Consider the following 13,533-nt stretch of genomic DNA (forward strand, 5'->3'; position numbering starts at 1 on the left):
GCGGCCGGACATGCCACCCGGTGAGCAGGGGCTGCGCCGAAACGTCGCGACGGCCGCCGGAGACGCCGGCCCGCCCGCCCCGGCCGCGCCCCGGACGGGCCACCGCCGAGCGGTCCTCGGCGCCGCGGCGGCCGTCGCCTCGGTGCTGGTCGTGACCGCGGCGATCGGTGCCTGGACCACGGGCGGCGGCCCGACGCCGGTGTACATGTGTGGCGAGCGGCTCCGCCTGCCCGACGCCGCCTCGAGCCGGGGCGGCCTGGCCATGTCGCTGACCGTCCGCGGGGCCGGGACCGACCGCGGGCCCGACCTCACGGTGACGTTCACCGCGAAGTCCGGCCTGGTCGTCGCGGCCAGCCCGCCGGAGCTGTTCCAGGTGCTGTACCTCGAGGACGGCGTCATCGTCGGCGGCGGCCCGATGCTGAACCGGCCGGGCGACACGAGCGCCCAGGGCCTGGACGCGATCGGCCGCCGGTTCGCCGTCGGCCCGGGCGCCCCGAGTGAGCAGCGCCTCGGCCCCCGCGACACCCTGTGCCCGGCGCTGACCTGGTCGCGCGTGTGGTCCCACCCGAACCGGTACGACGTCGTCGTCGTGCAGGGCCCCCTCGAACCGACCGGCCCGGACGAGGCCGCGCTCGGCATCCCGCTCCCGCTGGACGCCGCGCTGCTGGTCGCCCGGGCCCGCCTGGCCGGTTAGGGGCTGTGTCGAAGTGGATGGCCGGGCTGCGGCGGACTCAGACGCCGCCGGGAACCACCCCGGTCACACCCCCGTCGTCGAGCGACAGCTGCACCGACCCGATACAACCCCGGTATCGGGGCGCGCCCGGCGCGGCCCCAGCCGACGCCTGAGCCTCGCCTCGCTCCGACCCCCACTTCGACACAGCCCCTAGGCCGCCGGTGCCAGCTGCATCGCGAACTGGCTGTAGATGTACGGTGCCTCGGTCCAGCGGGTCGTACTGCCGCCGCCCCAGCTCACGATGCCCCGCGCTTGCCGGGTGGTGCCGCTCAGGGAGAACACGAGGCCGCCGCTGTCGCCGGGGCGGGACGCGGTCTGCCCGTTCACCTGATGCGCCTCGACGCCGCGGTGCCCCACCCCGTTCGACCCGGTCCAGGTGATGTTGTCGCCGGTGACCAGCAGGCCGCAGACAATCTTCGAGCTGAAGCCGTCCTGACACGTCATGTCGCCGTTGTACGACCAGCCCGAGCCGGTGACGTTGTAGATGTTGTTCGCCGGTCCGTCCCACTCGCGGCCGCCGGTGATCCCGGTGCTGCTGGTGTCGATGGCGATCGCGTCGTCGAGGTTGTCGCGGTAGGTGGCGGTGCCGATGAAGTTGAACCCACCACCGGACCAGCCGGTGTAGACCGACGCGTTGTCGTTGAAGCAGTGCGCGGCGCTGATGAGGAACGACCGGTTGTCCGAGATGCGCCGCGAGGGCAGCCCGGAGGTGCAGCTGTACACGGCGGACTCCGACGTGCTGGCCGAGGCGAGCGCCTCGCCGGCGATCCACGGCTGGGTGTCGCGCACCCGCGAACGGTCGGCGCCATCACTGGCCGGCTCCAGGACGACGGGCACCCCGTTCGGCGCCGCGAGCCCGGCGCCCGACGCCGGCAACGCCCGGGCCGCCCGGCCGGTGTCGCGCACCCGCACGTGCAGGGCCGTCCCGTCGGCCGGCACCACGATGCTCTCCACGGTCAGGTCGGCCGCCGTGGACCCGGCCAGCAGCGCGTCCCGTCCGGCCTCCAGCGCCGCCCGGGTGAGCGGGCTACGGGCGAACCGGGCCGGCCGGGTGTCGAGCCCGGCGTCGGCGGCGCGCATCGCCGCCAGGAACGCCTTCTGCCGGCCGAGGTCGGTGAGGTAGACGGTGACGGCCCCGGCCGTTGCGTCGATCTGCACGCCCGAGAACACGCCGCTCTCCTGCGACCGGCCGACCGTGCCGGCGACGTCCGCAACGGCCCGCAGCGGGTCGAGAATCTTCGCCTGCTGCTGCGGCGGCAAAGCGGCGATCTGCGAATAGGTCAGCGGCGCCGGCGCCGCCTGCGCGGTCCCCGCCCCGATGCCGGCGACGACGACGGCCGCCGACACGATGACGGCAAGGCGCAACGATCGAAGCATGTACTCCCCCTCGTAGATGAGCATCGATTGCTGCCACCATATGGATCGCGCCGGTGCCTTGCCGCCCCGTCCGGGGGCTTACACCGCGGTACAGGCGGAGCCGTTGAGGGTGAATCCGTCCGGCTTGGCGGTGTTGCCGGTGTGGGTGGCCTGGAAGCCGATGTCGGTCGAGGCGCCGGGCGCGAGGACGGCGTTGTAACCGGCGTCGGTGGCCGTGACGCGGCCGCCGGCCGAGGTGTAGGTGGCGTTCCAGCCGCCGGTGATGGTCTGTCCACTGGGGAGGGTGAAGACCAGCGACCAGTGGTTGATGGTCGTCGTACCCGTGTTGGTGATGGTGATGGCGCTCGTCAGCCCGGTGTTCCAGGCGCTGATGGTGTCGGAGACGCGGCACGCGGCCGATCCCGCGGACGGCGACGAGGAGGGCGACGACGGCGCGCTGGACGACGGCGGCGGGCTGGACGACGGCGGCGGGCTGGACGACGGCGGGAGGCTGGACGACGGCGGGGGGCTGCTCGCGCCGTCGAGGCCGAGGAAGCTGATGGCGTACGCGAGCTGGCCGGACATCGGCAGCTGGTGGCCGACGCCGGCGATGCTGACGCCCTCGACGGTGGCCTGGGTGCCGGTGTTGCCGTAGCGGGTCCGGGTCCAGCTCGACTGCGGATGATCGGTGAACGCCGGCGTCTGGCTCAGCCCGTTCAGGTTGGTCCACTGCTTGAGCTCCTCGCCGAAGTTCGGGTAGGCGAGGGTGGTGTCGGTGGTCCCGTGCCACAGCTGCATTCGCGGGTAGCGGCCGGTGTAGCCCGGATACATGGCCCGGGCCTGGTCGCCCCACTGCTGCGCGGTCTTGCTGATGGTGCCGCCGGAGCACTGGCTGTTCCACAGCGAGCCGTTGGTGGTCGCGAAGCAGCCGGCCGGGACGCCGGAGAACGCCGACGCGGCGGCGAACACGTCCGGGTACTGCGCCGCCAGGACGTTTGTCATCATCGCCCCGGAGGAGAACCCGGACACCACGATCCGGCCCGCATCGATCGGGTAGTGCGACCGGGCGTAGCCGACCATCGACATGATGCCGGTGGAGTCGCCGCCGCCGTTGCGCTTCAGCGCGGCCGGGGTGGACACGTCGAAGCAGTGCCCGTCGCGGGTCGCCTCCGGCACGACGATGATGTACCCGTACCGGTCGGCCGCGGTCACGTAGTCGTGCCCGTTGCCGTTGAAGATGCCGCTGGCCGAGCCGCCGCAGTAGTGCACGAGCACCAGCAGCGCCGGGCGGGGCGCGACCCGGGCCGGAACGTAGATGTACATGCCGAGGCCGGTCGGGTTGTTGCCGAAGCCGGTGACCTGGGTCAGGCCGGCGGCCAGGGCGGGCGGGCCCGGCAGAACCAGGGCGGCGAGGCCGGCCGCGAGTGCTGCGGCCGCGGCGAGCAGCAGCCTTGGGATACGGGTCATGGGTACGTCCTGTCCTGATCAGGCGGCGGTGCAGCGCAGCACAGGCGTGCCGGGACTGCCGCTCACGGAGCCGAGGAAGCCGAACTGGGCGCTGGCGCCCGCGCTGAGAGTGCCGTTGTAGCTCACGTTGCGGGCCGTGACCGCGGCGCCGGAGGACGTGACCGTCGCGCTCCACACCTGGTTCACCGTTTCGCCGGAACCGAACTGCCAGGTGACGGTCCAGGACGCGATCGGGGCGGATCCGGCGGTGACGGTGACCGCGGCCTGGAAGCCGCCCTGCCACTGGCCGGTGACGGCGTACGTCGCGGTGCAGGCCCGGCCGCCGTCCGGCGGAGCGGAGCCCGAGGGCGAGGCGGACGGAGCGGAGCTCGAGGGCGAGACGGGCGGCGACGAGCTCGGACCGCCGGTGCTGCCGATGCTGCCCGGCACCGACCGGAGCGCGGCGTACCACGTGGCGGCCATCTTGTCGTAGCCGCCGGCGGTCGGGTGGACCCCGTCGACGAGGTCGGCGGCGGTCAGGACGGCGTGCATGTCGACCAGGTGGACGTGCTTACCGGCGTTCGCCCGGCTCTGCACGATGCCGGGGATGGCGGCGTTGAACGTGCGCACGGCCGACTCCTGGCCGGAGTTCGCGAGGGGAATGATGGTGGCGACGAACACCTCGGCGGTGGGCGCCGCGGCCGTGATGTGGTCGATGAGCGTCGACAGCCGGCCGGGCGCACCGGACTGGTTGTAGTTCTGCAGCACATCGTTGGTCCCGATGTGCAGCAGGACCGTGTGCGGGTTCGACGTGCGCAGCCAGCCGGCGATATTGGCGTCGATCTGGTCGATGCGCCAGCCCGGGTGCCCCTCGTGGTCGTGGTCGCCGAGCGCGGCCGGCCCGTTGAACTGCGAGCCGACGAGGTCCACCCGGTAGCCGCCGGCGGCCACGCGCTGCCACAGCCCGATCCGGTAGCCGCCGGGCACCTGCGTGCCCTCGGTGATCGAGTCGCCGAGGGGCATGACCCGCACGCCGCCGTTGGACTCCGCCCCGGCGAGACCGGGCGTCAGAGCCATGGCGGTCGCGGTCGCCACGGCGGCCGCGACAAGCATTCGATGAAGTGACTTCACGCGCCCTCCAGAACGTTCCGTGTTAGCGCTAACAGTCGCGAACGGACGCTGCCAGAGACGGGCCGGCAATTCAAGGGAATGAGGGTCGCTCACGTATTGGCGTGTGTCGCTGTGCTGTAACTTTCGCGGCCGCGGTACCCGACCTTTATCCGGGCCACGACATAACAGTTTCCCCGAGACCGGCCGCCATGATGGCGTAAGCGCGCGCGGACCGGAGTCCATGACGACGACGAACACCTCGAAGCGGCGCCCACCGCAGCCGCGGCGGATTGCGGCCGCGGGGCGGCGTTCTGCGAGGCCGCGCGCAATGTGCGAGGTGGGCCGGCGCATACGCCGGTTCTGTTCCGCCCGCAGGGCGGTGGCGTCATCGGGCCACGCCGCACCCGCCGGTGCGGCAGTGTCCCTACCGATTCGCCCTGACCGGGTGTGGCCGCCCGCGTCCGGCGGCCTCGTACGGCCTGCCGTATCCACCCCGCATGCGCGTGCCCGCCGGTCGCCTCAGGTGACCGGGGCCGCCCCTGTGGCAACGCCGTGGCGGGTGGCGACGTCGCGGATCGCGGCGGCGAGCAGGTCCGGGTGTTCGGTGGTGGTCAGGTGGCCGCCGGGGAAGGTGAGGATCTCGGCCGCGGGTACGCGCTCGCGGGCGGCCCGGACCTGCCGGTGCTCGTACGGGTCCTCGTCGCTGCCGGCCACGACGAGGGCGACCGTGCCGTCCAGCTCGGCGGCGATCGCGGCGAGGTCCCAGCGCCGGGCGTGGTGGCGGTGCTCGGCGACGAAGCCCGCCGCGTGGTGCAGGAACGCGGCGCCGTCGCGGCGGGTGACGGCGGAGCGCAGCTCGGCGAGCTGCTGCGGGGTGGGGTGGTAGCCGCGGGAGTACATCCGGGCCCGGATCATCGCCGCGTCGAACTGGCGCGGGGAGCGCTGCGCCCGCTGCATGCCCAGCGCGCCGAGCCGGGTGCGCAGCAGCGGCGTGCTCTGCCACGGGTGGGTGTGCGCGTCGGCGAACAGGCCGCCGTTGATCATGAACGCGGCGGCGATGGCCGGCGTCGCGGCGGCGGGCTGCCGGTGCTCCAGCTGCCGGCGCAGCAGTTCGAGCAGGGCCAGCGAGGTGTAGTCGAAGGTGACCACGACGGTGCGGCGCACGCCGTGATGCCGCCACATCGCCTCGACGAGGTCGGCGCGCTCCATGGTGGAGTACGGGTGGTCGGCGGGCTTGTCGGAGTCGCCCTGGCCCACCGGCTCGACGTACAGGCGCGGGCCCAGGTCGTCGCCGAGCAGCCGGTCCACCTGCGCCCAACCGTAGGAGCCGTCCGGGAACCCGGGCAGCATGGTGAGCCACACGGCGTCCGGGTCCGGCCGCACGGCGGCGACGCGGTGGAAGACCCGCAGCGCGCCGGGGGCGTCCTCGTCGAGGATGCGCGCGTGGCCGGGGTGGTACGGGACCCGCTGCCCGCCGGCGAACCACTGCTCCGCGGTCACCAGCGTCCGATCCTGCGGCCTTGCCGCCGCGTCGTTCCTGCCCATCGTGGCCCCCTCGTCGTCTAGTGGACACTGTCCACACTAGCGCCGGAGGTGGACGGTGTCCACGTTGGTACCGTGGTGCCATGACAACCGGTCCGGCCGCTGGGCCGCCGCCGCCGTCCGCGCGCCGGCGCGCGCCGGGCGCCGTCCGCGACGGACTCGTCGCCGCTGGGCTGGAGCTGGCCCGGGCCGGCGGCCCGGAGGCGGTGCTGCTGCGCGAGGCGACCCGACTGGTGGGCGTCGTGCCCAACGCCGCCTACCGGCACTTCGCCGACCGCGACGAGCTGCTCGCCGCGGTGTGCGCGGCGGCCATGGGCGAGCTGGCCGACCGGATGGCCGCGGACGTCGCCCGGGTGCGCGGCCGGCACGGCGAACCCGCCGCGGCCCGCCGCCGCCTGGGTGCGATCGGCGCCGCCTACCTGGACTTCGCGCGGCGGGAGCCGGGGCTGTTCGCGACGGCGTTCGCCCTGCCGCAGCAGCACCCCTACACGGTCGGCCGGGCCGGGCCGGACCGCTCGCCCCTGGGCCAGCTGCGCGCCGCGCTGGACGAGCTGGTCGTCGCGGGCGTGCTCGACCCCGGGCGCCGGGACGGCATCGAATACCCGGTCTGGTCGGCCGTGCACGGGCTGGCGGTACTCGCCGGCCAGGGCCCGCTGCGCGACGCCCCCGCCGCCGCCCGCCGGCACTTCGAGCGGCTCACGCTCGCCTTCATTGCCGGCGGCCTGACGGCGGCTTGAGTACTGCTTGCAGGTTTCCGCCGCGATACGTTGAGGCTTCGACAAGACCGATGCCAGCGTTCGACGGCCCGGCAGCGGCACCGAGCCGGCCGGCCAGGTGGTGCGCCAGGCACCCACGCGACGCCGGCACCGGACGGCGGCGGGCGCCGCGGATGCGCTCGGGTACGCCGTGATGCGGTGGCGCCGGGCCGGGTGGCGCACGACGGGCGTGACGTTCGCGGCCTGCGAGCTCGCCGGGCGGTGGCCCGAGCCGGTCCCGGTGATGATGTACGCCGGGCAACGCCTTCGGGCTGCTGCTCGTTGCCGCGGCCGGGCTCGAGGTCGCGGCCGCCGCGCATCTGCTCTACCGGTACTACGCGAGCGAGCGTTGAGCAGCGGGGCCCGCGGCCGCCCGGGGGGTATGGGCGGCCGCGGTGTCTGCGCTGTACAGGCAGCATTCCCGTAGCAAACGCTACGGGTCCATGTTTCGATGTCGCTACGGGTTCGCCGTACGGGATCGTTTGGAGTTGTACGACAGGACGGGGGAAGCATGGCGCTGCCGCCCGACCCGGCGCGGGCGCACGGCCTGGACGAGCTCGTCGGCTGCCTGCGCGGGCTGAAGGCGTGGGCCGGGGACCCGTCGTTCGAGACGATCACGCGCCGGATCAACGCGCGCTGGCGGGCCGCCGGGCGCCGGGCGGACGAACTGGCCCGGCGCGGTACCGTCGTCGACTGCTTCAAGACCGGCCGCCGCCGCATCAACGCGGAGCTGATGGTCGCGGTGGTCCAGGCGCTGCACGACTACCCGGAGTACCTGGCCCGCTGGCGGCAGGCCCTGCGCGACGGCCGCGTCGGTACGGAGGCGGCGGCCCGCGTCCGGGTCGCCGACCGGCTGCCGGCCGACATCGCGTTCGTCGGCCGCGACGCCGAGCGGCGGCGGATCGCCGGGCCGGTCACCGTCGTGAGCGGCATGCCCGGCGTCGGCAAGACCGCGTTCGCCGTGCACGCCGCGCACCGGCTCGCCGCGGAGGGCCGCTTCGACGCGACGCTCTTCGCCGACCTGCGCGGGCGGCACCCCGATCCGGCGCTGCCGCCGGCCGAGCCGGGCCAGGTGCTCGACGGCTTCCTGCGCCTGCTGGGTCACCCCGCCACGCCGGACCGGGCGGCGGCGCTGCGGGCGCGGCTGGAGGGCCGGCGGGTGCTGCTGGTGCTGGACAACGCCGCGTCGGCGGAGCAGGTGCGGCCCCTGCTCGACGCCGTCCCCGACGCCCAGGCGCTTGTCACGTCCCGGCGCCGCCTCGACGACGTGGACACCCGGATCCGCCTGTGCCCGTTCACGCCGGCCGAGGCCGAGCGCCTGCTGCGCGGCGCGGTGCCCGGCGTGCCGGTCGGCGCCGACCCGGACGCGTACCGCCGGGTCGCCCACCGCTGCGGCCACCTGCCCCTCGCGCTGCGCCTGACGGCCGGGCAGATCGCGGCCCGCACCGGGTGGACGGTCACCGACCACGCCGACCGCCTCGACGAGCGCCACGCCCGCCTGCGCCTCGACGGTGAGGTCGAGGCCGCGCTGCATCCGTCGTACCGCGCGCTGCCGCCCGAGTCGCAGGCGCTGCTACGGCGGCTGGCGCTGCACCCGGGCCCGGACCTCGACGCGGGCGCGGCCGCGGCGCTGCTCGGCACCGACCCCGCCACCGCGGTCCCGCGGCTGCAGCGGCTGGCCGACGAGCATCTCCTGGAGCGGCCCGCGCCCGGCCGCTACGCACTGCACGATCTCGTCCGTGTCTTCGCCCGCGACCGCGCCGAGGACGAGGACCGCCCGGCCGACCGCGCGCTGGCCGCGGCCCGGCTGCGCGACCACGAACGGACGAACGTGCGCCGCTGACCGGCGGGGCCGGGCGCGTGGGGGCCCCGGTACGGACCACCGTCGACGGCGCCGTGCACGGACCGGGCCGGGGCCGGTGCTCAGTCGACCGGCAGCCCGGCGTTCTGCGCGGTGAGCCGGGCGTGGGTCTCGAACAGCGCGTCGACGCCGGCCTCGTCGATCCAGGCGAAGTGCCCGTAGGCCTCCAGCGACACGAAGCCGTGCAGCGACGACCACACGTGCAGCATGGCCTGGAAGGTGTCGGCCGGGATGGCGACGGGCAGCTCGTCGTTCTTGGTCTCGGCGCAGGCCGCGATCGCCGGGTGGACCTCGCGGATCCGCGGCGGGCCCAGCCGCCCGGCCATGAGCGCCTCCACGAACAGCGCGGACATCTGCGACATCGCCCGCTGGGCCGCCTCCGTCGTCGAGCCGTCCTCGGGGGCGACGTAGCCGCTGACGGGCAGGCCGAAGATCAGCGCGAAGCGCTGCGGCTCCTCGCGGGCCCACCGGCGGTAGCTGTGGGTGATGGCGCGGAACCGGCCGGCGATGTCGTCGGCGGGCAGGGCGTCGCGGGCCTCGGCCACGGCGGTGCCGAGGTCGTTGTACGCGTCGGTGATGAGCTCGCTGAGCAGCGCGTCGCGGTCGGCGAAGTACCGGTACAGCGCCGGAGGGGTCATGTCCATCGCGCGGGCGATGTCGGTGAACTTGAGGTCGGCGGTGCCGTGCTCGTGCATGAGGGTGACCGCCGTGCGCTTGATCTCCTCGATCGTGGCGGCGCGGGCCTTCTCGCGCCGGGGGGCGGGGCGCGGGGTGTTACCCATGGTGTTCCTTCCGATGAACGGTGCGTTAAGCATCGTTACAGACGTGAAGCCGCTTGACAAGTGATGGCTCGTAGTGTTCGTTAATAGTCGTAACGGAGATGACGCGACATTATCTGAGGCAGGAACGATGACCGACCTCGCAACGCGCCCGCAAGCCGAACCAGCAGGTCAACCGGGGCCCAAGCTCGGCCCGCTCGGGCGTCTCGGGCGCCTGTCCTACCGCCGGAGAGGCATCACCGTCCTCGCCTGGCTCGCCGCGCTCGCCGCCTCCGTCGTGCTCTCGGCGTTCTTCGGCGGCGATTTCAAGGCCGACTACTCGGCGCCCGGTTCGGACTCCAAGGCGGCCCTCGAGCTGCTCGAGCAGCGTTTCCCGAGCCAGTCCGGGGCGACCGTCTCGGTCGTCGTGCGCGCCGACGGCGGCGTCGCCGGCGTCCAGGGCGAGGTCCAGGCGCTGCTTGCGGCGCTGGCCAAGGCGCCGCACGTGACCGCCGCCGAGGACCCGTTCACCAAGCCCGGGGCGATCGCCGGGGACGGCCGCACCCTCGCCGCCGACCTTCGCCTGGACGTCACGAACCCCGACGACATGCCCGTCGCCGACAGTCAGCGGCTGCTGGACATCGCCCACGCCGCCGAGCACCCCGGCCTGACCGTCGCGCTGGGCGGCCAGAGCATCCAGCGGGCCGAGCAGGGCGCGATCGGCTCCGAGGGCATCGGCCTGGCCGCCGCGATCGTCATCCTGCTGCTCATGTTCGGCTCCGTCGTGGCCGCCGGCCTGCCCGTCATCGTCGCGGTCGCCGGGCTGGCCGTCAGCAGCAGCCTGACCGGGCTGCTCATCCTGGCCGTCGACGCGCCGGACTGGTCGACGTCGCTGGCCACCATGATGGGCATCGGCATCGGCATCGACTACGTGCTGCTGATGGTCACCCGCTTCCGCGAGTGGCGCGCCGCCGGGCTCGACCCCGAGGCCGCCACCGTCGCGACGCTGGACACGGCCGGCCGTTCGGTCATGGTCGCCGGGAGCACGGTCATCGTCAGCATGCTCGGCCTGTTCGCCATGGGCCTGTCCTTCATGCGCGGCGCGAGCCTGGTCACCATCCTGGGCGTCCTGGTCACGCTCGTCGCCAGCGTGACCCTGTTCCCGGCGCTGCTCGGGTACCTCGGCCGCTACGTCGACAAGCTCCGCCTGCCGCTGGGCCGGCGCGCCGCCGTCACCGTCGCCGCCGGCGGCCACATCGAGCCGGGCCGTGCCTGGCTGGGCTGGAGCCGTGCCGTCCAGCGCCACCGGTTCCTCGCCGCCCTCGCCGGCGTGGCGATCCTGCTGGCCCTCGCCGCGCCGTTCCTCGGCGTGCGGTTCGGCTTCCCCGACGCGGGCAACAACCGCGCGGAGACCTCCACCCGCCAGGCGTACGACCTGGTCGCGGAGGGCTTCGGCCCCGGTGCCAACGGCCCGCTCGTGCTCGCGGTGGAGCTGCCCGCGGGGGAGGCGCCGCTGGACGCCATCGCCGCCGCGCTGCAACGCACCGACGGTGTCGCGGCCGCCCTGCCGCGCCAGCTCAACGGGGCCGGCGACACCGCCGTCATCACGGTGCTGCCGAAGTACGGCCCGCAGGACGAACGGACCGAGCGGCTCGTCGAGCGCCTCCGCGACACCCTGCCCGCCTCGGTCGCCGGCACCGGCGCGGTCGTGCACGTCGGCGGCGTCACGGCGACGGCCATCGACAGCACGGCCAACATCTCCCGGCGCCTTCCGCTGCTCATCGGCGGCGTCGTCCTGCTGTCCATGCTCCTGCTGCTCGTGTCGTTCCGCAGCGTCGCCGTCGCGGTCAAGGCCGCCGCGATGAACCTGCTCTCCGTGGCCGCCGCCTACGGCGTGGTGGCCCTGGTGCTGCAGGGCGGCTGGGCCGGCCGCCTGATCGGCATCGACACCGAGACCCCGCTGCCCGCGTTCATCCCGGTGCTCATGTTCGCGGTGCTGTTCGGCCTGTCGATGGACTACGAGGTGTTCCTGGTCAGCCGCATGCGCGAGGTCTGGACCCGCACCGCGGACAACGGCCGGGCGGTGACGGAGGGACTCGCCGGCACGGCCCGGGTCATCACGGCCGCCGCGGCCATCATGATCGCCGTGTTCGCCGCCTTCGTCCCGAGCCCGGACCTGGTGCTGAAGGTCATCGGCGTCGGCATGGCCGCGGCGATCCTGCTCGACGCGACAGTGGTCCGGCTGCTGCTCGTCCCGGCCGTCATGCACATCCTGGGCCGGGCCAACTGGTGGATGCCGGCCTGGCTGGGCCGCCTGCTGCCGGAGCTGCACGTCGAGGGCCGGGCGCACGAGCACCTGCCCACGCCGGAGCCGGAGCTCGTGCCGGCCTGACCGGCACCACCGGGGGCCCGCCGCACACCGCGGCGGGCCCCCGGCGTATGCCGGCCGCACATGGCGTGAACGAGCCCGCCCGGCCGCCGGGCGACGGCGATGCCGGCATCACCGCCCTGGCGTCAGCGCCGGACGGTGTCGCGGAACGGGCGGAAGAAGTCGCGCAGCTCCTGCGCGTACAGCGCGGGCTGCTCGAACGGCGCGAAGTGCCCGCCGCGGGCCGGCGAGGTCACGTAGGTGGTGTTCGCGATGCGGTCGAGCCAGGCGCGGGGCGGGCGGACGAGGTCGCCGGGGAAGAGCGAGAATCCGGACGGTACCTCGACCCGGCGGGCGTGCTGCGCGGGCGGGATGGCGCCGTTCGCGCGGTACATCCGCATCGCCGGGCCGATCGTGCCCGTCAGCCAGTAGATGGTGATGTTGGTGAGGATCTCGTCCTTGGAGTACACGCTCTCGAGGTCGCCGCCGCAGTCGCTCCAGGCGCGCAGCTTCTCGGCGATCCAGGCGGCGAGCCCGGCCGGGGAGTCGTGCAGCCCGACGGCGGCGGTCTGCGGCTTGGTGCGGTGCATGGCGGCGTAGGCGCCCTCGGCCGCGCCCCAGGCCGCGGCGGAGTCGAGGAACGCCCGCTCCTCGGGCGCGAGGAGGGCCGGGTCGCCGGTGTACACGGGCATGCCCACGTCCATGCGGTGCACGGCCACGACCCGCTCGGGGTGATCGAGGGCGAGGTACCGGCTCACGCCCCCGCCGATGTCGCCGCCGGCCGCACCGAAGCGGGGGTAGCCGAGCACGTCCATGAGCTCGGCCCAGAGCCCCGCCACCCGGATCGTGTTCACCGGCGGCCCGGCGGGCCGGTCGGAGTACCCGTAGCCGGGCATGTCCGGCACGATCACGTCGAACGCGTCGGCGGGGTCGCCGCCGTGCGCGCCCGGGTCGGTCAGCAGCGGGATGACCTTGGTGTACCGCCAGAAGGAGTCCGGCCACCCGTGCCCGAGGACCACCGGGAACGCCGGTCCGGCCGGCGCCGCGGCGCGGGCGTGCACGACGTGCAGCCCGAGGCCGTCGCCCAGGGTGACCCGGTAGCGCGGCAGCCGGTTCAGCGCCGCCTCCTGCGCGGGCCAGTCGAAGCCGTCGGCCCAGTACGCGACGAGCTCGCGCAGGTAGGAGACGTCGGCGCCGAGGTCCCAGCCCGCGCCCGCGGGCTCGTCCGGCCAGCGCGTGGCCCGCAGCCGGGCGCGGAGGTCCGCCAACTGCTCGGCGCCGGCCCGCGGGCTGAACGGTTCGATCATGCCTGGAACGGTACCCGCGGCCAGCCATCGGTGAGGATGGCGAAGACGGTCTCGACGGCGGCCTGCGGATCGCGGCGGCCGCGGGTGATGGCCGGGATCTGCAGCACGAACCGGGCGAGGGCCGCGCAGGCGACGTCGTCGGGCGGGGCGCCGTACGCGTCGGCGATCGCCTCGGTCAGGCGGTCGCTACGGCGAGGCCGCCGGTTGAGCCGTTCGCGTGCGCGGCGCTTTGAACACCGGAGCGCGTTCTGTAAACAATTCCCAAAACACGTATTGACAACTTTAGTTACACCGCAG

General features: G+C 74.2%; 10 protein-coding genes. 4 read left to right on the forward strand and 6 right to left on the reverse strand.

What is annotated here, in order from left to right; genetic code table 11:
• Positions 1–10 precede the first annotated feature (10 nt).
• Positions 11–694: a hypothetical protein gene (locus tag ACPPVO_RS31095; RefSeq protein ID WP_426502092.1), complete on the forward strand. Its 684-nt coding sequence runs from the start codon at positions 11–13 to the stop codon at positions 692–694.
• A 189-nt stretch (positions 695–883) separates the two neighbouring features.
• Here the strand turns inward: ACPPVO_RS31095 and ACPPVO_RS31100 are convergent, their stop codons facing one another.
• The 4 genes from ACPPVO_RS31100 to ACPPVO_RS31115 form a co-directional block, all read right to left on the reverse strand.
• A complete protein-coding gene (locus ACPPVO_RS31100) occupies positions 884–2,134 on the reverse strand; it encodes a hypothetical protein (RefSeq protein ID WP_426502093.1) in 1,251 nt (416 codons plus the stop codon).
• Positions 2,135–2,188: 54 nt separating this feature from the next.
• Positions 2,189–3,556, reverse strand: coding sequence for an extracellular catalytic domain type 1 short-chain-length polyhydroxyalkanoate depolymerase (locus tag ACPPVO_RS31105; protein WP_426502094.1), 1,368 nt, complete (start codon positions 3,554–3,556; stop codon positions 2,189–2,191).
• A gap of 18 nt (positions 3,557–3,574) precedes the next feature.
• Complete coding sequence (locus ACPPVO_RS31110; protein ID WP_426514730.1) at positions 3,575–4,648, reverse strand: cellulose binding domain-containing protein; 1,074 nt, start codon at positions 4,646–4,648, stop codon at positions 3,575–3,577.
• A gap of 516 nt (positions 4,649–5,164) precedes the next feature.
• Entirely contained in the window at positions 5,165–6,190 is a 1,026-nt protein-coding gene (locus ACPPVO_RS31115) for an alpha/beta fold hydrolase (protein ID WP_426502095.1), read from the reverse strand.
• A gap of 80 nt (positions 6,191–6,270) precedes the next feature.
• Here ACPPVO_RS31115 and ACPPVO_RS31120 point away from each other — a divergent pair, with 80 nt between their 5' ends.
• On the forward strand, positions 6,271–6,924 hold the full coding sequence (locus tag ACPPVO_RS31120; protein WP_426502096.1) for a TetR/AcrR family transcriptional regulator: 654 nt from the start codon (positions 6,271–6,273) through the stop codon (positions 6,922–6,924).
• Between the two features lie 529 nt (positions 6,925–7,453).
• Complete coding sequence (locus tag ACPPVO_RS31125) at positions 7,454–8,785, forward strand: hypothetical protein (protein ID WP_426502097.1); 1,332 nt, start codon at positions 7,454–7,456, stop codon at positions 8,783–8,785.
• Between the two features lie 80 nt (positions 8,786–8,865).
• Here ACPPVO_RS31125 and ACPPVO_RS31130 read toward each other — a convergent pair whose 3' ends face one another.
• Entirely contained in the window at positions 8,866–9,585 is a 720-nt protein-coding gene (locus ACPPVO_RS31130; RefSeq protein ID WP_426502098.1) for a TetR/AcrR family transcriptional regulator, read from the reverse strand.
• Positions 9,586–9,712: 127 nt separating this feature from the next.
• Between ACPPVO_RS31130 and ACPPVO_RS31135 the strand changes: the two genes are divergently transcribed.
• On the forward strand, positions 9,713–11,953 hold the full coding sequence (locus tag ACPPVO_RS31135; RefSeq protein ID WP_426502099.1) for an MMPL family transporter: 2,241 nt from the start codon (positions 9,713–9,715) through the stop codon (positions 11,951–11,953).
• A 122-nt stretch (positions 11,954–12,075) separates the two neighbouring features.
• Here the strand turns inward: ACPPVO_RS31135 and ACPPVO_RS31140 are convergent, their stop codons facing one another.
• Positions 12,076–13,236, reverse strand: coding sequence for an epoxide hydrolase family protein (locus tag ACPPVO_RS31140; protein ID WP_426502100.1), 1,161 nt, complete (start codon positions 13,234–13,236; stop codon positions 12,076–12,078).
• Between the last annotated feature and the right edge of the window lie 297 nt (positions 13,237–13,533).

Origin of the sequence: Dactylosporangium sp. McL0621 (assembly GCF_049995355.1) — a bacterium.
Lineage (GTDB): Bacteria > Actinomycetota > Actinomycetes > Mycobacteriales > Micromonosporaceae > Dactylosporangium.